The organism is Parasutterella muris, from assembly GCF_009767915.1.
Classification (GTDB): domain Bacteria; phylum Pseudomonadota; class Gammaproteobacteria; order Burkholderiales; family Burkholderiaceae_F; genus Parasutterella; species Parasutterella muris.
In genome coordinates, this window is sequence record NZ_WSRP01000010.1 from 1 (window position 1) to 23,422 (window position 23,422).

Below are 23,422 nucleotides of genomic sequence, written 5' to 3' on the forward strand. Positions count from 1 at the left end.
TTTTGTCTGCTCAAAAAATGATATAACCCTCTGAATTAAGAGGGTTTTGTTTCATTTTTACAAACTAAAGACGAGAATGAGCATGAAATCACAACGAATATTTTTGCCGATTACGGCTGTAAGGGCTTTATTCGAGTTAACGGTGAGTATGCTGACGCGGCAATTTCGTCTCCCACACATCAATTAACGACAAAGAGAATTCGGGACGGATTGGAAGTTCAAATAACTTCAAGCCTTGACCGCGATATTGTTCTTGATATTAAAGCTTCAGCTGCAAGCAAAGTCTATCTGGCAAAAGATGAAAGCGGTTATGCAGCTCTGGCGAATTTTAAGATGGCCGACTTGCAGCAAAGTTCGGATCTGGATTTGACGGTTCTCGCAGATTGTTCCGGTTCTATGTACGGCGACAGAATGGAGTCGCTGAAAGCCTGTCTGAAGGAATTTAGCCGTACGTTGACAAAAAAAGATCAAGTGGCCTTGATCGCGTTTGGAAGTGAACCGGAGCTGCTGTGTCTGCCAACGATCATACATTTTGATAACGTTGATTCAGATTTTGAATCCGCTGTTGATGAGCTTGACGCCGAACTTGGCGGAACAGAGATATACGACGCAATGAAGTCTGCGGTAACCCTTCTGCCGGGACGAAATTCAAAAAGCTCGATTCTGCTTCTGACGGATGGAGAATTTTGGGATGATCCCGAAAAGATTGCCCAACTTGCCAAGGAAGGCGATCGACGCGTTTTTATTCTGGGCATCGGTATGGCACCGTACCATAACGCTCTTCAAAAGATTGCTGAAGAAACCGGCGGCGCGTATGAGTCTGTATATAACAAGTACGATATTGAGTCCGCGGTTAAACGGATGTGCGCTCGCATGCGTTCGGCGGTCATTTCCGACGCTAAAGTTCGCTGGAATGCGCCCGTTCAGTGGCAGTCCGAAACACCTAAGACATTGTTTGCAGCCGATCTTGTTTCTGCTTTTGCATTTTTGAGTGATAAACCGGAAACAGCGGAGCTCTGCTTTACAAAGTATGGGGATTCGCATGTCGAAACGGCAAGCGTTTTAGAAGTCGATGTCGGCTATAAGCTCTGCCAGCTTGCAGCCTGCCAAAGAATGATTGCGTCCAAGAACAGGGCTGAAGTAATGAGAATCGGTCTGAAGTACAGCATTGCAGGGCCAGAGACAAATTTCTTCCTTCTTGTGGAAAGAGACGAAGCGGAAAAAACAGACGTTGCGCCGACCCTGGCAATCGTTCCGCAGATGCCGGCTGCAGACGGAATATGCTATTCAATGGCGGCACCTCAGCTCTCAAAGTCAGCTTCGAGAAACCCGGTACGAAAACCTTCACGAAAAGCTTCAAAAGCAGCACGAAGCCTAGATGATCTAGATTCTTTCTGCCCAGATGATCTGGATTCTTTCTGTATAGACGGAAAACTGCCAACAGAAAGTGAACTGGATGAAGAAATCAAGAGCACCATACAACAACTTCAGTGGATAGATACTGATATGCGCATTGAAATGACTCAGATGATTGCCGATTTTGTCAATACTCATGCGGATGTGCGTAAGTTATTTGATTTAGTGGGTGATATCTATACCCTGGATTTTGATGAGATGATCGATCAATTGGAGAAATTAAGGGATGATGAGCCGGAATTATGGCAGTCAGCGACCAGCAGAAGCAGCAGCTTCGTTTCGAGTGTTGAAGAGCGGCCGGAAGATGTTTTCGCTTCAGAGATTATGTTCATATTGTGCTTAATTTCAGCTCTAAACGAGATTCACAGTCATGAGACTTCATGGACAGTGACATTTGATCAGCTTATGAGGATGTTAGAAGTTAAAGATGCACAGGATTTAAAAGAAAAGCTTGGTGTGTAAGATGCGCAATTTGCCGGTTAACTAAGTTCGGCCAATGATGTTAACGCCGCAGATGATTGTTTTTATGATCATTTGCGGCGATTTAAAACTGAAAGCGGGTAAGGAAAGAAGAAACTTTTTCAAGATAACGAAAACTATTAATCGACTATCATTCTCACCTAAAACGATTAACAGAAATCTAGACGACACGATAAAAGTCAAACTCTTCGTAAAGGGAATTTAAGTCGATACGGATGGAAATAAACGATGAGCTGGCTGAGCCTAAGAGGTGATGTTCTTAATGTTCCTTAAAAAACCTTCGTGTCTAAGAAATAATTTGGATATGCTCTTTTTATGTCTCTCAAGTTTCCAGCTGACATCAAGACTACAGCCGTATTCATATCGTTTTTTGTTTCCTGCTCTTTGGTATAGTAAAAACTCTCTGCATCAGACGGATCATCGAAAGCGGTCAATCGAACTTTTCCACGATCTGCAAATAGTTGAATAACTTGATAACCCAAAAAGTTCTTATTGGTAGTCTGGATATGTTTCGTTGAAACTGCGATACCCTCCAGTTTCCTAAGAACGGATAGTTCATTTTCCAAGTCTTTAAATTTAGCAATCAACTCAGACTCAGAATTATCTTTAAATTCTTCAATCACTGGGCTGTCTTCATGAATAGAGAATAAGGTGCTGGCGATTTTGAAGAATTTCTTTATTTTTTCATCCCCTTCGCCGCTTTTTAAGGAACATTTTTCTAACATCCCGAGTGTTTCGACAGCAGTTGCCCAAGAGTGTTGTAATTTTGTCCTTATTTGTAATTCAATGCGCAGGTCATTAAATTGTGGGTGTTTTACGTTCCGGTACTTTACTACCTGATGAAGGCTTCTGTATCCGTCCGCTTTAGGTGTTTCGATGTAATTATTCGGAGGCAAAACAAGTTGATGCCTAAATTTACTACTATTCAGTTCACTGTAAAGCCTCGAGACATCGTGTATCGAATTCAATACAACTCTAATTCCTCCGATGTCCTGCATTCTATCCAGGTCCATTGAAGGGAATCGTTCGAGTTTGCTAATAATCGAAGGTGTGCGCTTTAATCTCTGAGCAACAATAGGAGAGGAAAATTTTAAGTCCTTAACCTTCTTGCGGAGGAATGTTTGTAGTGTATTGATAGGTACTACGTGAACTGCTCTCCAGTTGCTTAATGTCAAGAGCGCATCAGATTTGTCTTCGTTGCCCGCAGTGCTAACTAGAACTTTTCCCGCTTTCCTGACGGAGGAGCGAGACGGAACCACGTAGCTATCTATCTCCATTGCATTTCTCCTTTACTTCTTTCGAATTTTAATAAACGCATGATCTTCTCAGCGATTATCTAACAGAGTTACATTCAATAAGAAAGCCCCTCGGAAGCGGCATCTGATTAGTGTTGAGAACGGGATGTCGTCATCGTCAATCTTGTCAAGCGGCTGTTTGACTGCTTTTTTTACTGGCGGGTTTTCAAATTCATTGTCGGAAACTGAATTTTTTTAAGAGGTTTGTCGCTGACGTGTTCTTTCCTGATTTCAAGCAGCTCGACCCTTAGTGACACGTTCTAAGATTTCTTTTGCCACAAGGGATGTGCTAGGTTCGAACGACGTAACCAGATTGACACGATCAGCGACTCGGATTGTTCTATCGTTGGCTTGATACTCCTCAGAAGAAGGAAACCGATTTCACGCCCCGCAAGATCGGGGAACAAATAGGCCTCTTGATCGTTTCCACTACGGTCTTTGACCGTGCTCTTGACGGCGTTAACATTTTTGAGGCGATGGCATGTCGGCATGGACATGAACATGTCACGCCCGAAATTTTCCGATCCGTCCTTTTTGAAAAGACAAAGATTAATATTCGCTTGCCTTCGTGGGCAACGAAAATGACCTCAAGCATCTGAGCGCCGCTGCGGGTGAGGTAAGTGCGGGCTGCCGTGATCTGTCCAGCGAAGGCGCCGGATTTACGGATGTTGGGTGTCTGGCTGTCTGCACGGGCAGCCGCTTTTGTGTCGAGTTGAAAATTAGCAATCATTGATTAACTCCGTTTTGATTGATAACAGTTTGAACTGACAATTGATTTTCTGTTACGTAATAAGGGAGTAAAGAGTGCTTTTTCAATAGGCCAACCAGCTTTTAATCTTTTATTGACAGTTCCCGAGCCTGATGAATATTCCCTGATAAAGTCTGCTTCATTCTTGCACGCTCATGCGATAGTTAAAGTCAGCTATAACCTGAAAATTCTAGAAGCTGGTCTTACTGCACTGGAATTTAATTCTTTTATATACCCGTCTGTTTCCAAAATGGAAAGTTATATTTCCGTCGGAAGCTAGCGGACATAACTATTTATTGCGACACTGAGGATGTTTTTTACCAAGGAGTTAAAAGTGTCAAATTTAACAACTAAAATCGCCGCAGTATCCTGCACTTTAGTTATCGGCCCGTCTATGGCTTTTGCAGCTCCGGCTCAAGAGTGCGATGTTGTCATCATCGGCGCCGGCGGTGCCGGTATCAGTTCCGCTATCGCTCTGAAAGAGGCTGGAAAACAGAAGGTTTGTCTAATCGAAAAAATGCCGTTTGTCGGCGGTGCGACGAACCTTGCCGCTACCTACTTTACCGTCATTAATACAAAGGAGCAGCAGGCGGCTGGTAAAGGTCAGTCGATCGAAAAGTATTTGGAAAGTAAAAAGAAACAGAACTATCCGTACGACATGGACCGACTCAAAGAGTTCTCCGAATCCTCTCAGGAAGCGCTCGACTGGGTGAACAAAATTGGCGCGAACATTACCCGTCCGATGAGCTCCTATCAAATGGGTACGGCAGACGGAAGAAGTCTTGGCAATGCACTGATCCTCGCGATGAAGAAGAAACTCGACGAAAGCGGTGTCGTGCCGATGCTTTCCACTAAGGCTACCAAATTAGTCACCAAGGACGGCAAAATTACCGGCGTGATGACTGAAGGTAAAGACGGAGAAAAGCTTCTTAAAACAAACTACGTAATCGTTGCTACCGGCGGATACTCATCCGGTCAGGAAGTTCTTAAGAAATTCGCACCGGAATGGGCGGGGCTGCCCTCTACGTCAGCGGTAGGTTCTACCGGAGACGCTGTTGGTTTGCTAGAGCCGCTCAATGCTAAATTTACACACATGGATGTGCTTCGTTTAAATCCGTCAGTGCATTCCTCCAACGGTCAGCATTACAGCTTATCCGCAGCGCGGGCCGAAGGCGGCATCATGGTTAATGCCGAAGGCAAACGCTTCTGCAATGACTACTTCCCGGATTACACACAGCTGTCAAAATGGATGCTGGCTCAGCCAGGCGGTTACGCATATATCGTGATTGACGATAAGGCGATGCAGAAATCAAAACGTCTTCAGGGCTTTAAAGCAAAGGGCTTTTTCCTCGAGGCGCCTACAATCCCAGAATTGGCGAAGAAAATGGGCGTGCCGGAAAAGAATTTGGTCGCGACCGTTGAACGCTACGCGGGTTTCGTGAAAAACGGCAAAGACGAAGATTTCGGACGTAAGCACAATCTGTCTTTAGACTTTTCCATGGGTCCCTTCTATGCGGTAAAAACGACTCCGTGAGTTCAGGTTACATTGGGCGGCGTTCAGGTCGACAAAAATCTCCGCGTAGTCGGCACCAATGGCAAACCGATTCCCGGCTTATATGCGGTCGGTGAAGTTGCCGATGACGGATTGTTCGGTACAGGCCCGACACACATCAATGTGTATTACGGGAAAAAAGCTGCGGAGAACGTGTTGGCTGAAGAAAAACTTCGTTAAAACCTAGTCGGTAATGGGGATTCCGAACTTACGGAACACAGTTTTCCACCTTTTTTCGGAATCCTCAAGCTCCCGTTTCTGATACCAATGAGCAAAAATCGAGACGGCGGAATCCTCCGGCGTTTTTGCGGGAAAAATAATGAATTTTCTCCAGGGCTCTCGATGCCAGCCGGGCAGGACAGGCACGAGAGTACCTTCAGACAATTTGTCCTGAATAAAACTTGCAGGCAAATCAACTGAAATACCTTCTGCCGTCATGACAGAGGCAAAAGAAGAATAATCACTGCTGTAGATTTTTTTAAATCCGGAAGACTCGTCGACAGAAAATTTTCTTTCAATATGCTTTTTGCCGTTAGCGTCAACGGTAAACAATTCCATTCTGTCAAGATCAAATACTTTGTCCCTGTTGATCAGGGCATGACATTCCGGGTAGAAGTCCTTTCTTCTAAATATTAATTTGTGGCGAACGAGTTCATCGATCGTTTTTGGCACACCGTACTTCTCTAGGTAGACAGGGGATGCGACCATAAAATTAAAGCAGCGTCCGCAGGGCAGTTTTGTTAGTTCGGTATAATCAGGTTTATAGGACATCTGCACGACATCTGCTTTTCCGTCTTTTATGTCCAGATGCGACAGCCCGGTGCGGAGCTCAACTTCAATACCGGGATATTCGGCCTTGAATTCGTTGATAAATCTCAAAACATGAGGTGCTATAGAAGTGGTGGATAAACTGAAGACAATTGTCTGAGTTGATCTTCCCACCTTTAATTGCTTTGCGACGGATTCAAGGCGGTCAGCGACCAATATCATGTCCCTAATAAGAGGGGTCAGTTTAATCGCATATTCCGTCAGTTCAATCGGGCGGGATTTACGTTTAAGAAGCTGAGTACCCAAGCTCTTTTCTAATTTTCCGATCAATTTGGAAGCGTTTGATAAAGAAATGTCCAGCTCAACACTCGCCAGAGTTATGGATTTTCGTCGGTATATCGCTTCCAAAATCCGCCAAGGTTTCAAATTATCAAAAGTTTCATTCATATGCGTTTGACCGCATGGCAGGTGCCACGCGGTCACGTCCGATTAAGTTTATAAAACAGCAGCTATCTCACTGCGGCTTCTTTACCTGTAATTCTGCCGTAAACGGCCGCACAAGATAAGCTGCTGATGCCTCCGCCTCCTAAGTTTGCCTGATAACCGAGATGTCCGCACACATCTCCGGCGGCATAGAGCCCAGGAATCGGTTTTGATCGTGTATCCAGAACTTGACCTTTGGTATTGATCTCCAAACCGGAGTAGGAGGTATAAATCCTCGGTTCGGCTTCAAACGCGCAGAACGGACCTTTATCAAGAGTCTGAAGCAGTTTGGTACGGCCAAAGTGTCTGTCTTTGCCTTTCGCAACGTCTTCGTTGTAATCCTTAACCGTTTGAAGAAGTCCGTCGACATTAATTTTCTCGCCTTTAGCAAGCGTTTCGAGTGTCGGATATTCGTGAACGACTTCAGTTTCAAATAACGGTTTTAAGCAGCCGTTGCGATATTTTTCAAAGGTTTTCGCGTCAAAAATCCAATAGCCGACCTTGTAGCCTTTTTCCACCATCTTGTGGGTGCATGCAAGATAACCTCTGCTTTCGTCCTGAAAACGCTGTCCTTCTTTATTGACAACAATAATCGGCGCTTCTGTCAGAGGCAGTCCCATTGACTGTCCCTTGTGCGTACCGACGAAGAGCATATTCATTCCGAATCCGTTGGTTTCAACAATCATCTGAGCACCGATGTCGGTAGCCGCTCGGATACCGTCTCCTACATTCATCTTTGATCCTAGAGAGGGGACACCTTCCAGGTAGGGATGGTATCTTTTCACCATTTCCGGTCCGTTGGCAAAGCCGCCTGTCGCAAGGATGACACCGCCTGTCGCACGGATATTGAATGTCTTGCCTTTTTCCTCAACGACAGCACCGATAACGGGAGCGCCGAGCTCTTTGCTTTCAGTAATTAAAGAGACGAGTTTGCTGTTTGTTTGAATGACTACTCCGGCTTTAAGCGCTGCCTGGTTCAGAGCTTTGATCAGCTCAGGAGATCCGCGTTTATATCCGGGCGCTACGTAATGTACGCGTTTTCGGTTTCCGATCCCCTGTACCGGCTGGTCTGTGAATTTGACACCGAGGCTTTCCAGCCAGCCCATTGTTTCTACGCCGTTTTCATAGACGGTGCGGGCGACGGCGGTATCCCGCTTGATGAATCGATTAGCAGCAACCCCGCGGTCAACAGCGTCTTTCCAGTTAATTTCCAAAGAATCATCAATGCCGGCATTTTTTTGTTTGTCAGTGCCCCCGATGTAGTAACCGGCACCCGACATGACCGAGTGGCCGCCCAGATATGCTGCTTTCTCGAGCAGGAGTACGTTTTTAGCACCGTTTTGTTTTGCAGAGATGGCGGCAGTGAGGCCTGCCATTCCGCCTCCGAAAACCAGTACATCTACGGTTTTGTTCCACTGCGTATCCGCATTTTTGGCAAAAGCGGCCGGCATTAGGCCCGTCATGGAAGCGACGGTCAAAAAGGTTCTTCTCTTTAGCATGTGATTCTCCAAAGTGATTGAGAATCACAGGATATTAGTAAGGGTTAATTTGAGCTATATCTACTTGGAAATACATCTTTCCAAAATGGAAAGTTGAAGATTTTTAAAGTTGAGAATGCATCACAAGATTTAATACTCCGTCTTCATTTCGAATAAATCTGCTTTCGAAAATAGGTTATTCGGCGCTTTTTTTCGTAAAAACTCACGAAACGCTTCTGCCGTCTACAAAAAAGAACCTCGGGTAGTTAGGGACAGGGGCTTGTTTTCAGCGACGGAAACAGACTCTTTTTTATGGTGGATAAGAAAGCAGGCATAATAAAGACATCCAATTAAAATGGAAAAAGCATCAGTGAACGGGTTAGAGCAAATGATGATTGAAAAGTCGAAGAAGCTGCCTCTGGGGACATCAGACTTTACAGCGTTAAGGCTGTCTGATGAAATATACGTGGACAAAACCGCAATGGTTTACGACCTTGCTTCTGTTCGGGGGAAGTACTTCTTAGCTCGTCCCAGAAGGTTTGGTAAGTCTCTGCTTATATCAACATTTGAATCTCTCTTTAAATATGGTCTGAGAGATTTTCAAGGTCTCGCGATTGAAAGGCTGTGGAAAGAGGAGAAGACCTACAATGTGGTGAGGTTGGATTTCTCAGAAATAAAGCCTTTGGATGGAATTGAGCAATTCAAGAGAGACTTGAAAGAGCTTCTGATTAGTGCCTTCTCGCCATTGGGTTTTGAATACATTCCATTAGGCGCTGCGATATTTAGACAGTTATCGACATGGATGAAAAGCCAGTTTCCCAATTCGTTAGTGCTCCTGATAGATGAGTATGATGCGCCGTTGACTTCGTGCTTGGATGAAATGGATTTATTTAATGCGGTGAGAGAAACGCTTTCGAAGTTTTATGCAATCCTAAAATCTAATGACGCTGCGCTACGCTTCGTTTTTATTACCGGTATTACTAAGTTTAATAAGACAAGTATTTTTTCTGAACTTAACAACTTAAGTGATCTGTCTTTGGACCCGGAATTTGGAACCTTGTTAGGTTATACGCATCAGGAGGTTGAGGAGTATTTTGATTCTTATCTCATCAGAGCCTGTGAGTCGCTTCGGATGGAGAAGAAGGAACTTTTGCAAAAACTTGTGGCGCGCTACGATGGTTTCTGCTTTGAGGAAACTGCACAACAAAAAGTTTTTGCGCCATGGTCATTACTGAATTTCTTAGCACGTCCTTCCAGAGGATTTAAAGATTATTGGTTTGAAAGCGGGGGTAAGCCTTCTGTTCTGGTTGAGTATTTGAAGTCACATGCGCTCAGACATCCTGAAGAGTATGGACGCGAGAAAACAATCTCTTTATCTTCGTTGTCCGGATCTTCCGATGTTGAAACTCTGTCGGATATAGGGCTTTTAACGCAAGCGGGATATTTAACAATAAAATCAATTAAGTACGGAGACACAGTTTTTCTGGACTATCCGAATCTCGAAGTTCGTCGGGCGATGGCGCAGCTTTATGTAGAGCGCTTGCTGCAAGGCAGAGTTGCCGGTCAGGTTGGAGCCGGTCCGATAGTCAAGGTTTTGAGTGAAGAGTCGGCGGAGTCGTTGTTTCATATCCTTAACCGCCTTTTCTTGGCAATTGACTATAGGAATTATCCGGTTCGTGACGAATCCTCTGTGAGGGCTTATGTGCAGGTATATTTTGCCGGAGCAGGGCTGGATCCGAGGGTTGAACATCATAACGCACATGGCAGAAGCGACCTTGAAGTCAAGGCTGGAGATCGGCATTGGGTGTTTGAGTTTAAGGTTGTTCGCGAGGGTGAAAGCGAAGAGCAGAAGTTGCAGGAGGGCTCTGAGCAGATTGTGTCAAAGCGCTATGGTCAGCAAGAGTGCAGTCCGGAATTGAAGCGGGTTGTGCTTGTTTATTCGATCAAGTCAAGACAATTTGTTAAGTGGCGTGAGATAGAGGATTAGGACTTCCATTATTTGCAACGTCCTTAACAGGGTGTTGAGAGAACGGTGAGTGAGGTTTATTGATGTGCTTATCACATCTTTCTGACATGATAGCTTCGGAAAAGGGAATCCCGCGGAGTGAACGCCATCTTCAGAAAAACTGGAGAGCTAAGCTTGCGGGATGTTGTTGTCAACATAATAACCTGGAAAAAGAACAAGGTAAATAAAACCGAACTAGTTGTAAGTAAAATTCCCAAGAAATGAAAGTTACCCACCGTTTAACAAATTTCTCAGAATTTATTTAACTGCCGGAAAGATTACTACTTATACAACGCTGCAAAGATACGCAGAATCTTTCGATACGAAACTGGAAATTTGGCGAGTGTTCGAGATACGGTGACAAATTGATATTTCTTGCAGATCGTATTCATATTTGTATCCTTTTAAAATTGTAGTTACAAAGTGATTACACTATTCGTATGAGTCATTAGCATGAAGACTCTTGCTAATGAAATTGTCCGAGTTCGTATCAATGATCAGCTCAAAAACGATGCAAAAGCAGTTCTCAAATCATTGGGATTAACCATGTCGGAAGCCATCCGTATTTTTCTTAAACGGGTTGTTGATGAAAAAGCTCTGCCGTTCGTATTAAGGATGCCAGCGCACTTGGACATTTCCCAAATGAGTAAAGATGAGATTGACCAAGTTTTTGAAGCCAGTTTCAAAGATTTTGAAGCAGGACGCTTTCGTTCAGCAGAAGAGGTTTTTTCCCATATTAAACGCATAACGGCAAAATGAATTGCAGAAAGCCGTGGAAGAATTGCGGGTGCTGACAGCAGAAGGTCTCAGCCTGCTGAAAACGTACTTGTAGAGCTTTAGGTTGAGTTACATGGCGATTTTTCGTCTTTAAGACGTACACTAATGTCACGATTTCAACCCCTACAATTAAGACCTTCGATGGCGCAGTCGTGCTCAAATATCTTCGGCTCTTTTGTGTATGTCGTTACGTCGTAGACGGATTTTCTCAGCTTCCTAATTATCCATGCTTTTGAGCTTGTACTGCATTTCCTTGGTGAAATTCAGCCAAAAATCATTAAGAACATTGAGAATTCTTTCTTCGTCGTTCTTGAGTTTTGTAACGGCAAGAGCGGTGAAAGTCAGTTTCGGAAGAAAAATTTCTTTTGATTCCTTATTTTGCTTGCAAATAATGTTCGCTTTTTGAGAAATCGACAGATCACGTAGGCTTTGATTAATTCCGTTGGGAATTAGGCATAAATTGGCATAGCTATTTATTAACGTTTCGTCGATCGAAGAGGTAGAGTTTCTCTGCGCAACAAAATGTTCTATTTCTCCGCTATATCTGGGAAATTTGAATTTTTTAATTGAATAGTGCTCTTTCATTTCCTTAAAGATCTGCTCAAAAATTTCCGCGGATGTTCCATTAGAAACTTGAATATCTTTGGCCGCTTTAATGAAAATAGTTTTACCTTCATCTAGGAAGTTAAGTGCATAGAAAAGCAGCCAATCGCTCAAACATAGGTCCTTACGCTTAAAAGACTTCGCCTTGCTTTTAAAGTTCTTGGATAAATCTAAATTTTGTATAACAAATGTTATTGCTTTGTTTTTGTCTTGTTGTGGATTATCCGGATTTTCTAAATAAAGTTTAAAAAGATCCCTGCACTTGTCGGTGGGGAGCCAGGTGTCATACGACATAAGATAAATCTGTAAAAGTTGAAATTCGTCAATGTTAGTATCCTGACAACAGCTTTTTGCATGTCTACGAGATAAAAAAAGGCGGTTTTGTGTAATCGCTTCCGTGAGCTTTGCAAGATTTTCTCGAATACTCTCGATGACATTTGGTTGGGCGGTTTTCAGCTCGTTTCTAAGATTGTCGTTCACTATGTTTTGCATTTTTATGTTATTGAATTTTGCTTTTGGGAAAGTAAAACTTACACAGTGTCCAAGCAAAAGCCGCAGTGTCCAATCATAGTCAACCGGGTCAAAAGGAACAGAAACCGTATCTTTAAAATCCTTAAGCTGAGATAGGTTATAGTTATACCCCAGCTGGTCCATCGCAACGGCGTTCTTTAATGCTTTAACGAATTTGAATTTTTCATTGTTCGTGTCTGTCTGAAATGCTCGTCCAATGAATTCGTCAAAAACAGAAAGTTTGCGCGTGTCGATGTTGATGTTCTGAAACAGCTGCTCTCCGGAAGGCATGTTATCGTAAACAATCCAATTGAAATAGGCGTTTTCAAGACGTTGTTTGTTACATGTTGTTTGAATTGGATCTATGTCAAGGAACTCATCAAATTCACGAATCAAACGCAGACAGTAAGAATTAATTTGTATTTCAAGTGGTTTTTGAAGATCCGATTCATCATTGATCAGCAGACTAAGGAGGCGTTGTTGTCCGTCCACTACCTCAAATTTCAACGAATCGTCGCATTTTTTGACAAGAATTATTGAATTTAAAAACGTCTTATTCTTGTCGATTTTTTTAGGAAGCTCTTACGAAGCTCTTCGCTCCATGATGCGTCTCGTTGATAAAGCGGAAGAATTAAATCGATATTACCTGTTAGTGCATCGATAAACTCAACAACATTCAGATTGCTGTAGATTTTATTTTTTGTCTCGGCCATTTTTGATTTAGTGAATTTTAGTTGCGTTAGACAAAGTTCAGCATGGCTTTTAAAGAATTGCTGATGTCACTGATTTCATAATCTTCATAACTCTTTTTAAGGACTTCCAAAATCCTTTGCGACCAAGAGTTTCTCTCCAACATAATTTTTGTCATGGATTGCTCCGCTATATCCGCAGAGGCGGAATTAAGAATGATTCGTCCTGCAATATCAGCGCCGCCCGCTTTTATGTAGTTGTAATCGTGTTTTCCAATTAGATGAGCTAAATAGATAAAGAACAGTGACATGTACAAGACGTTTTTTATCCGGGACGGAGCTTCTTGCGGAAAGCGATGGTGGCAAATGACAGTAATACAAAAAATAGTCAGGAGCGCCGCTGTTTTTCTTAGTTTAGTTTCATAGAGGTCGAGCGTTAATGGCTGAGCAGGCCACCAGGAGATTTTCGTTTTGATTTTTTGAATGAGCTCGAGGTCCTTGTAAAAGTCTTTCAGCACTTCAATACAAGTTTGAAGCCATTTCTTCTCGCATTGGAGTCCCGGAGATCCCTCAAGGCCTCCGTTTTTGAAGTAAGACTGGGCGTATCCTTGAAATGCGGCATAGTCCCTCAAAAGGTCATTTGCTGTGACATAAAAATGACTGCCCGATTTTACCCACAGTACATCAAGCAGGAGATTTTTTTGGGCTGAAAGAAAACTTCTTTCTGAGGTCTGAAGCCTTGAAAGGGCGCCTGGAATTCTTTGCTGAGGATCAAGAATAGGCCGCGCGAAATCATTTTTATCATCACCGATAAGCATCGACTGCAGCGTATTAAATAAACCGTGAAAATCCTGCCAAGAATACCAGTAATTATCGTCTGCAATGAATTGATCCGCAGACATAGCAATAGCCTCAGAAATGGCCCAAGGGGTGGGGATCGCTTTTTGTTCCGGCTTCAGCTTGCCATTATCCTTTTTTAGGTTGTCTACCAGAACTTTCAGCACTGAAAGAGGAACGTTTGAGAGGTCATAGGAGTCGTCCTTCTTGTCGCTGTCGCCTGCGATATCACTGATATTTAGGCCGAGCCCGATAGGGCCAAGCCTCCAGAATTCCAGTGCGTAACGTTTATAGAGTGTCAGTTCAGGGTCCAGATTTTCTTTCCTGCAAGCATCGTAATGGAAGGCTTTCAGAAGCTGCGCAGCAGTCAACGGGACGGATTCTGTGTTGCATGCGACGTAGTAATCCAATGTCTTTTGTTCATCAGCGGTGATGAAAAAGCAAATTTTTGCAGTTTTAATCGCATCACGGAATCTATCTTTTCCCAAGACCTGGAGTTCAGTCCGGATGACATCATAATTTTTCTTCATTTGAATGCGTGACGCATAATCAAATGGGGTATTTCCGCTGTCCGTACCGCCCAGACTCTTGAAGAATTTTCCTAAAAAGCTCGAGTTCTCGTCCAACAGATCTAGTGCGTGCAAAGCTAAACAGATAGTGGTTAATCGCTGTTGCCCGTCCACAACCTGAAAATCGGTTTGCTTTTTGTAGAGGAAAGCGGAACCGAGGACTTGATTTTTTAAATTGAGGAAGCTCTTAATAAAACTTCTTACGGTTTCCTCACTCCACGTATATCCGCGCTGAAAGTCAGGCAGGATAACATTCTCATTAAAATTTTCCAGAAGCGTTTCAATAGTGAAGTCAATTGATGTGTCTTCGGTATTGCTGGGTATTTGCATTTTATGTTTGTGGAGTGGAGAAGATCTATTTCTCGTGTGATGCGTGGTCAAGCATTATAGTGTTTCTCAGATAGAAACCAAGTAGGGATATTTGAAGTCGGTATTTAGGATTTTATTTTGTTTGGCCCAATAATTGACAGATGAAACATTATCGTTGGCAATTTGGAACCTGAACAGCAAAGGTGAGGGCAGGACGTGTTTAAGCGTTTGGCTATTATGTTCGCTATCCCCTGAGACTTGTCGCCGACACAAAAGACTGCAGGCCTCGATTTATATAAGTTCGAGGCCTGCAAGCTTCGCCGCTATTACTCTTTATTTCCAGGGTTCTAATTGAGCCGCGTACTTACCGGCGACTCGACCGAATACCATTGCATCAGCGTTAGCGCAGGCACCCTGATATGTAAGGCCCCATGTGGAACCGAGCTCGCCCGCAACGAAAAGTCGAGGAATCGGTTTTCCGTACGGATCAAGAACCTCCGCCTTAACGGACTTCTTGGGGCCGCCCATGGTGTGATAGGTGACAGGAACCAGTTTCACAGCATAGAAGGGGCCTTCCTCAATAGGAGCTGACCAGCTTTTTACATCACGGCCTACGAAAACCGCTTTCATATTCGGATCAGCTGTCATTGTTCTGCCATACTCAGTATCGATACCTTTTGTTCTCAAATCACTGTTCCATCGCGCAATGGTGCTTTCGAGTACTTCAGGAACTTTGATATTCAGCTTTTGTGCGAGTTCCTTAATGGTCGGAGCTTGAATGATGACGCCGGAGTCGATTTCTTTCTGATTGTCTCTGCTCCATTTGTATCCTTCGCGGTTGATCGCCCATCCGGAACCTCCGTTGGAAATGATGGGGCCTGCCTTGAGATAGCTGGAATCCATGATCATGTAGCACGGAATTCTCGGATATCTGTGCTGAATCGCATCGAAGTTATTGACGGACATCCAAGAGCAGTGGTAATCGAGTTTCTTCTCATTAACAAAGCGTTTGCCGTCCTGATCTACCCAAATGAAGGCAGGCTGTCTAGTAACCATAGAGATACCGGCCTGAACTCCGGGGACTTGCACGCCGAGCGGAGCAGAAACCGAATTCATATGCCACAGATCGCATCCCATGGACTGGGCCATCAGAAGACCGTCGCCGGTGTGCGCGGGGCTTCCGAGATACGCCATCGGATTTCCGTAGATGTACCGTGCCATTAATTCAGGATTGCTTTGGAATCCGCCGGTGCAGATGACGACGGCCTTGTTTGCTTTTACAAAATACGGCTTGTTGTCTTTCAAGGCTTCTACGCCGATAACTTCATTTCCTCTGCGGACGAGTCTTCTTGCCGGGCAGTTAACGATAACGGGAATATTTTTAGCCTGAACGGCTCTGTCGAAAATGCCGAATAATCGATCTCCGCCCTTTGCACCGGGGACATTGCGAACGGACATCTTGTTGACGCAGTCGGCGCCGGGCAATTCCTGATAGCCTGCGTGTCCGTAGACACCAATTTTGCCTTCAGGCGCTAGAGACTGAACATAATCGCCTAAATGAAGAGATTCTTCACAGAAAAGGTCTAAAAGTTCCTTATCCCATTCCGAACGGGAAAGTTCGTAAAGCGCCTTTTGGAATTTGAAGTAATCGTCCTTATTTGTCGGAATGACAAATCCGCCGGAGGATACCGATACATTACCGCCGCCGTGAGGCATTTTTTCGAGAATCAAAACCTTTGCACCTGCGTCTGCAGCTGCAATTGCGGCATTTGATCCTGCATTTCCATATCCTAAGACGACAACGTCAGCCTCATTATCCCAAGCGGGTATATCTTCAGGACGATCGGCTGCGATTGCAACGGACATTCCGACGGGGGCGGATATTGAAGCGGTCGAGGCGCATTTAAGGAAACTTCTTCTGGTAGACATGGTGAGTTCTCCATGGTTGAGGGATTACGATTACGTTATAACCCATGCTCCCTGATCTTGGCTATTAAAATTTCAATTGTTCTAAGTAATAAGTATTTAGAATCGTAGAGTTGCGGATTAACTGAATGATTTAAAGAAAGGTTTTATCTATATTTACGAAACGATCTCAATGCTGCGGATACTCCCATTTTGTTTGCCTACAACTGCGCACGATATCAGCACAATCCCCTAACTGGGTACAATAAAACTCGTAGATTGCTCGATTTCTACTTATAATCCAACGCAGGATAGCTCGCGAAGGATCAGTGCTGGGTTCCCGAATGGGAGTAGGCTAACTGCCGGAAGTTTGCTTAGAATTTTCCTTTGCCCCTGGTGCTGTCTTTGCTTTCAGCTCTGTGAGGATATTTCCGGGATCCTTGCAGAGCTCACCCAGAATAAAATCAACAGCTTTCTGACTGTAATAGTATCTGTCTTTTTGATCGTGTTTGTCGATGTAGCAAAGGTCTGGTTGCTTCTTAATGGCGAAATAGTCAATTAACAAACAGCAATGATATTTATTGAAATTAACAACTGCGCCATTAAGAAGAAGATTAATATTCTTTTCTCTAAGACGATTTTTTATAAAGTCTATTATTTTCTTTAGCGAGTAACTGTGTGTGCTGTTAGGATCGGATTGCGTTTTGATAATAGCGACCGGATTATCGCTTTTTGGAACCACGGTAACGCATTCGGTGGCCTCTTCTCGTTTCTTAGTTAGATAAAATCTGTGCTCGACAGGAATTGCAAACTTTGGTCCATTAGCCCCTGCAAGAGTATTTAATTCCCCGTTAAGACGCGAAATATGCTCGAAAATGTCCGACGAATATTTTCCTCTCAAGGCGTCAATGGAAAAAGTGTTCATGGTTGTGGTGAGGGATAGAAAGCCTAGAGACACTCGGTCCCCCAGGCTTATATCAGCAAAGGCAGATAACTTATCCGAATAATTGAAAATGCATGCTTGAAACAAAGGAACATACAGCATCTCGTACTCTTCGGTTATAAAATGAGTGCTTGTATTCCTAAGTTCAACTATCTTCTCAAGATTTAATCTTACCGGGTCTTTTTCATTCGTGAGTATTGTTTTGACACATCTCTCCAGACTAAATGTTCTCTTTACGTCTTTGCTTGGCTGGTAGTAAATGCTCTCTAATCCTTGAGTTTTAATGAGGTAACCTTTCAGTAGAAGTTCCCAAGCGTTACAGATGAATATCGCGAAAGCTTCCACCCTATAGCGAATAGTAGGTTTATTGTAATTTTCGACGGCTAAGAGAAACGCTTCTACTGATTTTTCGAAAAGCCGAGAAAACATGGGCTTGGGCGGATTCATTGTATCTCCTTTGGTTTTGAAGGAGTTTAGCAAATACTCATATATTCTTCTAGATGATGAAACAAGAAAGGAACCCCTCTCTTTGATCTAGACCAAATTAGAGTGGTTATAAAATTTAGAAATTTGGGAAAGTAAAGTGTGGAGTTGCAGAATGGCTAGAAAACAGTTTTATTCCGATCTAGTTGACTATCGGGAATAGCTTTATTTTTTGGTATTGCACGGGGCGCTTAAATTATTTTTAATAATGTTGGAGTGCGCATAAGACTTTTGTACAAGTTTATTGGCCTTCATTTTCGTTAGAAAGAAGAAGGAGAGAACAACTGCGGTCGAAGCATTCTCCTTCATTCCGTCAACAGGACAGTTGAGTATGCCTTTTTCAGCTACTTCTTCTCACTCAAATCATTTTCCTTTTCAGTTTTTCCTGCATCCATAGGTGAGGTGTAACCGGCACCGCCTAGGAACGCATTTTTAAGTACGGTGGAAGCGCCTTTTTCTTTTTGCTGATACCGCTGAACGGCGTCGTCGAAAGTTTCCTTCTTCAGATCAGTTGCTTCCATGGACGCGGCTGCGGCTAGGTCTCTTTGGGATCTGTCTTTGTCGTATTGCCGTAAGAACTCCTCACGAGAACGATTCAGCCGGGTAAAACTGAGATCGGATTCTGTATGGATTTTTTGTCCTTCTTGGCTAACAGTTTTGGAATGATCAAGCTTTGTGCGATTCAGAGTGCGCTTTCCGATGACTGTGAGCTCTGAGAGCTCTGCTCGCTTTTGCTGAATCTGACCGGTGCCGGCATACTGACCGGAGGCGGATCTGTCCAGCGCGTCAGCGGAAATCGCAGCGCCCAAGTTTTCTCTGGCAAGTTCATCATGAAACAGATGACGCAGACCCTCTTCTGCCGAATGCCCGCTGGAAGATATGTAGCGTCTCATGACGGCCGCGTCTCGGTTGACAATCATTGAATCATCTCCGCTGAGTCCTTCTGACACGGTTTGTGATGCGGACTGTCCCCGGCTGAGTGTTACGCCGCGATCAGAAGATGTCCGATAGGCTTTGTCGAGAGCCTTGGTGAACGCATTCGCTGCCTGTCGTACACCGACATCGTCACTCGTTGCGGCAATCTCCTCTGAGGCGGATCTGAGCGAGTGATATGCTTCAGCCCGCTGTCTGGCTGTAGCGCTTGTCTTAGAGCCGACAGCCGTATCCACGAGCTGCTGCGCGGTTTTTGTTTCTCCGGAGAGTCCGACGCCGAACCCGTCCGCAGCGCCGCGAAGCGTGGCGCTGAAACTTCCGCTCTTGCCGGTGCTTGAAGTGCTTCCGCTTGAAGTATTGCCGGCTCCGGCGGCTGTTTTATCGACCGCGGAGAGCTGCGGGACGGAGCTCGGAGCATTAAGAAGAGTGCCTTCGGCTGTGGGTTTGGAGACTTCGCCCTCGGCGCCCGCTTCACCTACAGCGGCTTTCATCTGTATGCCGCTCGTGACGCTGAATGCCTCAGAATTCGAGAGACTGCGTGACGCGGAGGAGCCCTCTGCCACACTTTGACTGAGGGACGAGGAAACGCCGCCCGAGGAAACGTCTGAAAGCGCGCTGCGCTTTGCGAGACCTTCTGAGAGCGAATGAGCAAAAGAGCGCAGCGAAGAATCCGAAGATGTAGCTGCGGAGCTGACGGACAGTGCGTTTGACTCTGACTGCGTCAGGGAAACGGAGGACGTGGAAGCGGACTGTACAGATCTTGACTGCGTCAGCGAGCCGCTTGACGAAACGCCGAGATCAATAGCAGTGCGCTGCATACCGACAACCGTTCCGTCCTGATCTCTGGTAACCGTTCCGTAGGCGGTCTGAGTGCGTGAGGCATATGGATCCGACCATCCGGCAGACAGATCTGATTTATTAGCGGATTCGGAGTTTCGGGATGTATTTCCAAGTGAGACATTGCCCGCATTAAAATTGCCGCTTCCCGCCTGATTAGCAGCAGAAGAAGCCGCGCCCTGCGCAGGCGCCATAAGGCCAGAGGCCATAGAAACAAAAGCCATGTCGCTTCCCTTGGCAAGCGCAAATGCGATCATCGGAATCAGAAGCGTTAGACTGCCCGCGATCGCCTGTGATGAGCTTCCGGCCTCACGGATTAAATCCGCAGCCTGAAGTGTGCTTCCGCCGAATTCCGCGATCAGTCGGTTCATGGGATTGGCGTCCACTGTAATCATGAGATAGTTGGCGATCGCAAATAGGGGCGCCCACAACTGAACCCAAATGAGCAGAACAAAAAAAGATCGAAAGACTACCCCTGCAGCCGAACCGGCAGCGATCATTAGAACAAGCATGAGCGGAAATGCGGCAATGACGATAAATTCCACACAGTTGCGGATTTTAGGAAGGCTCTGCTCGGCTAACTTAGCCAGTGTTCGGTAGTTGATTTCTGATGAAAGGTTTGCGGAAGCCGAAGAAAATTTAACCGCCAAATCGAGCGGAGCTCCCGCTTGGCGCGCAATGCTTTCCAGACCTCGCGGGAGCGCAGACAGCATGACCGAGTGCTTGAGGCTGTCCTCAAGCGATCGGGAGACGCCAAGCAGCAGGGCCTCGCTGTGTGGAAGCGTGCGCGCGATCACTGCGGAAGGATCCGGCTGCTCAGGCACCAGCAGTACGCCGAGGCGCTTTTTAATAAAATCGATCTCAACATTATTTAGATGGTCTTCCAGCGACTGAACCGCCGCTTCGCAGCTTTGCACCGATCCGTCCTGAGCGACCGTGGAACGGGCCGGATTAACCCAGCCTTCCTGTTTGATTGTGGCCCAAAGGTTGCCTGATTGAGCGAGCTCGTTCACTTTGTCGGGATGATCAGTGAGTTCGGGACCTACGCAGTCAGCGGTAACTCGCTCGGAAAGCGCTCTTCCTTCCGGCGTGACAGCGCCCGCGTTCAGTAGCGCTGTGACGGCACGCTGCGGATAGACCAGACCGAATCGGCTGAATCGTTCGGCGTCCGGTAAAGAAAACGCAGTCTCAAATGAACCTGTCAGGAATCGTCCGATGCGTGAGGCGGCTGAAGAAAAGAAACCTACGCCTAACGGGACGCTGCTCACGACATAAACATCGGTGTTTCTCTCGTCATGAATCGCAAGATCAACCTTGGGAACGAGCATGACTGAGTAAAAGAGCACGGCCGCAAAAAGGTAGACTTTAGCGGCAAGGCCCTGCCATTTAAGGAGCGCTCCGGTGATGGCGGCGAGGAAACCTGCGAGAACCGCGGATTTAATCAGACCGGTGTAAGAGGGGCCGGAGCAGATCGCGACAAGCGCCTCGAATAGGTCACGGATCTGACCTCCGTTCCAATAAGCGTAGTAGTCCAACACCATTTAATTTGCGGCTCCGAATTTAAGGTTGGCGGCAAGATCGGCCGCAAGTGCACCTTTAACACTTCTTTCCAGGTGAGAAATCTGCGTCACAAAAGAGTGCGCTCGGCTCATCTGCTGAAATACGGCATCGCTTCGATCTGCTAAATCCCTGCGGACGGCGTCCACTCTCTGCTCAATCGCTTTAAGATGGTCGGCCGCGATGACGCTGGTTTGGGAGGCAGAAGACGCGGCAATCGCGGTTTTAATATCCAGAGATAATCGATCCATGGCGCGGATCACGGCCTCGTAGGCGGCTGCCTCCACGTAAATTCTGAGCACGTCCTGAGAAAATCCGAGATATCGGTGCGAGGTGGTCGCGTTGATCAGACGGATTAACGGAATCGTGGATGAGGAGGCGAGCAGAGTCAGGTCGTTTTTAGAGACGAGCGAGGGATCTCTGCTGAGAATGGAATTACGGTAGGCAGCCGCGGCGCGCATAAATTCGTAGGGCAGGTTCATTTCATCGAGCGGCGTTTTACGGACCGTGAGACAGCGATCGTCTCCGTCCTCTTTGACGCAGCGAAGACGAAAGGACTCCGCGTCGAGCGCCTCTTCATCAGGTCTTCCGAATAAAAATCCGACTAAATCCTGGCCCGCGATCGGGATCGCGCGTGTCACAGCGTCGTTTCCGCTGCCCTCCTGAACATAGATGACGGTCCCAACGAGCGTCATCATGAGCTCTTTGAGCTCGTCGCTGTAATCCGCGGAGAATTTGCCGCCCGAGAGCAGTGACCAAGTGAGGTTGAGTTCCGGCGCGTCTACGATGTTGCCTCCGGAATCTCGTCTGGTTGGCGAATTTTCTATGACGGCGGAACCGTTGGTGCGTGTCATCGCGTCGGCTTCAGAGGCGTCGGAGACGGTGCCTGAAGAGCGCAGTTCATTTTTGGAGTCGTAGCTCAGCTTATGCAGCCATTGTTCGGCACCCGACATCTTAATCAGATTCTGAGCAGTGGTGCAGGAATCCTGAAACATACCGGTGTACTGTCGGATCATGTCACGGAAACTGGTGACCTGTTCATTTAAGTCCGGCGCGAGCGACTGCAGCGCGAGCTGGAACGCGAGCCCCGGAAGCGCTGTACCGATATTGCGCAGGAATGCAACGAATTCCTCTCGGCTCGGGATACCGAATGCGCCCATAAATATGTCGATACCGCCGCAGCCGGCGGACAGGGAGGGCGGCGTAAAGTAGAAAGCGTTGAAATCCTTTCTTGGGGCTCGATAAACAAAACCGCCCGCGGTCACAGTGTTCATGCCTGCGGACTGATAGACGCCTGCTTCAGTGAGATTGCCCTGGTAGGATCCGGCAGCGGAATAGAAATCTTTCATGAATCCCGCGTTTGCCGAAGTAGACACGGAGACGGCGCAGAGCGCTGCGCAGAGAATTTTTTTAAGTTTAATCATGATGCGTTCTGATGGGGGCTGAGAGCGTCTTGGCCTCTGAAGAGAGACTGGCCGGGAGATTTAAGCGCTAGCGTCTGTATGCGGGAGAGCATGTCCTCAAGCGAAAGAACGCCTGACGAAACCAGATAGCTTTGCGATTTATCGCTTTTAACCATAAAAAGAGCCGGAACGCGTGAGAGTCCCTCTCCGTTGGTGAGCAGCTGAGAGACGCCGTTATCTGGAAGCGCGTCCGGGAAATGCGGGTTTGCAGAGCCGTCCAAAGAGACTGCAAGCAGCTCAAACCCGTATTCTGTCTGCAGACGTTTAATGAGCGGAGACTGAATCTCGCAGAATCGGCAGTCAGAGCGGTAGAAGTACATCAGGCCCCATGACTGAGTCAGAGACCGGATGTCCTCTTTTTTTTGTTCAGCGCGGGACGAATTGAGCGCTACCTGCGCAAAGTTGGCCGCCGGGTTGAGTGTCGAGAAATCAAACTGAGGGTTCTGCCAGGAGGTTCTGCGATAGACATCTGTAAAGAGAGAAGCTTTTTCCTGTACGAAGTAGTTGACCTCCTGAAACGCGAGAACATTTTCTTCCGTAGGATTAAAGGAGGCGTTCGCTAAACGAAACGCGTGTTCTGCCTTGAGTTCATCTGCGCTTTGGATGCTATTTAGATCTTTGAACGGAGTTGTTTTAGGTTTGGGCTTTTCTTCGTCGGGGTAGTACAGAAAGCCGCGGTCCTGGTTTTTCCAGACATCTTCCTTCCAGAAGTCGGATGCGCAAGCCTGCGTCGAGACTGCGCAGAGAAAGAGTGTTAACAGGGATAATTTATGAAGTTTCAT

14 protein-coding genes and 1 pseudogene are annotated in these 23,422 nt (G+C 46.0%); 4 read left to right on the plus strand and 11 right to left on the minus strand.

The annotated features are described in order from the left end of the window. The first annotated feature begins 210 nt into the window (after positions 1-210). Positions 211-1,878 (plus strand): vWA domain-containing protein, encoded by a 1,668-nt coding sequence (locus E5987_RS04255; RefSeq protein ID WP_160334853.1) that lies wholly within the window; start codon positions 211-213, stop codon positions 1,876-1,878. Positions 1,879-2,165: 287 nt separating this feature from the next. On the opposite strand, the gene E5987_RS04260 is transcribed toward E5987_RS04255, so the two are convergent. Beyond that, positions 2,166-3,173, minus strand: a complete 1,008-nt coding sequence (locus E5987_RS04260; protein ID WP_160334854.1) for a RelA/SpoT domain-containing protein — start codon at positions 3,171-3,173, stop codon at positions 2,166-2,168. 379 nt (positions 3,174-3,552) lie between these two features. Further along, a complete protein-coding gene (locus E5987_RS04265) occupies positions 3,553-3,921 on the minus strand; it encodes a hypothetical protein (protein WP_160334855.1) in 369 nt (122 codons plus the stop codon). Positions 3,922-4,333: 412 nt separating this feature from the next. On the opposite strand from E5987_RS04265, the pseudogene E5987_RS04270 reads away from it, so the two are divergent. After that, positions 4,334-5,671 (plus strand): annotated as a pseudogene (locus E5987_RS04270) (FAD-dependent oxidoreductase). Positions 5,672-5,674: 3 nt separating this feature from the next. Here the strand turns inward: E5987_RS04270 and E5987_RS04280 are convergent. Next, positions 5,675-6,706, minus strand: coding sequence for a LysR family transcriptional regulator (locus E5987_RS04280; RefSeq protein WP_160334858.1), 1,032 nt, complete (start codon positions 6,704-6,706; stop codon positions 5,675-5,677). 62 nt (positions 6,707-6,768) lie between these two features. After that, positions 6,769-8,241, minus strand: coding sequence for an FAD-dependent oxidoreductase (locus E5987_RS04285; protein ID WP_160334859.1), 1,473 nt, complete (start codon positions 8,239-8,241; stop codon positions 6,769-6,771). 334 nt (positions 8,242-8,575) lie between these two features. On the opposite strand from E5987_RS04285, the gene E5987_RS04290 reads away from it, so the two are divergent. Together E5987_RS04290 and E5987_RS04295 are read left to right on the plus strand one after the other, a co-directional pair. Beyond that, entirely contained in the window at positions 8,576-10,207 is a 1,632-nt protein-coding gene (locus E5987_RS04290; protein ID WP_237178726.1) for an AAA family ATPase, read from the plus strand. A gap of 471 nt (positions 10,208-10,678) precedes the next feature. Further along, positions 10,679-10,984, plus strand: coding sequence for a type II toxin-antitoxin system RelB/DinJ family antitoxin (locus tag E5987_RS04295; RefSeq protein WP_160334860.1), 306 nt, complete (start codon positions 10,679-10,681; stop codon positions 10,982-10,984). A gap of 234 nt (positions 10,985-11,218) precedes the next feature. Here the strand turns inward: E5987_RS04295 and E5987_RS04300 are convergent, their stop codons facing one another. The 7 genes from E5987_RS04300 to E5987_RS04330 form a co-directional block, all read right to left on the minus strand. After that, entirely contained in the window at positions 11,219-12,607 is a 1,389-nt protein-coding gene (locus tag E5987_RS04300) for a hypothetical protein (protein WP_160334861.1), read from the minus strand. 247 nt (positions 12,608-12,854) lie between these two features. Beyond that, positions 12,855-14,591, minus strand: a complete 1,737-nt coding sequence (locus E5987_RS04305; RefSeq protein WP_160334862.1) for a DUF262 domain-containing protein — start codon at positions 14,589-14,591, stop codon at positions 12,855-12,857. Positions 14,592-14,852: 261 nt separating this feature from the next. Further along, positions 14,853-16,448 carry an FAD-dependent oxidoreductase gene (locus E5987_RS04310; RefSeq protein WP_160334863.1) on the minus strand — a complete coding sequence of 532 codons (1,596 nt, stop codon included), beginning with the start codon at positions 16,446-16,448 and terminating at the stop codon, positions 14,853-14,855. 331 nt (positions 16,449-16,779) lie between these two features. Further along, complete coding sequence (locus tag E5987_RS04315; protein WP_160334864.1) at positions 16,780-17,814, minus strand: DUF3644 domain-containing protein; 1,035 nt, start codon at positions 17,812-17,814, stop codon at positions 16,780-16,782. Between the two features lie 380 nt (positions 17,815-18,194). Next, on the minus strand, positions 18,195-21,161 hold the full coding sequence (locus E5987_RS04320) for a conjugal transfer protein TraG N-terminal domain-containing protein (RefSeq protein WP_160334865.1): 2,967 nt from the start codon (positions 21,159-21,161) through the stop codon (positions 18,195-18,197). After that, a complete protein-coding gene (locus tag E5987_RS04325) occupies positions 21,162-22,601 on the minus strand; it encodes a conjugal transfer protein TraH (protein WP_160334866.1) in 1,440 nt (479 codons plus the stop codon). Next, positions 22,598-23,422, minus strand: coding sequence for a conjugal transfer protein TraF (locus E5987_RS04330; protein ID WP_160334867.1), 825 nt, complete (start codon positions 23,420-23,422; stop codon positions 22,598-22,600). The genes E5987_RS04325 and E5987_RS04330 overlap by 4 nt, the downstream gene beginning before the upstream one ends.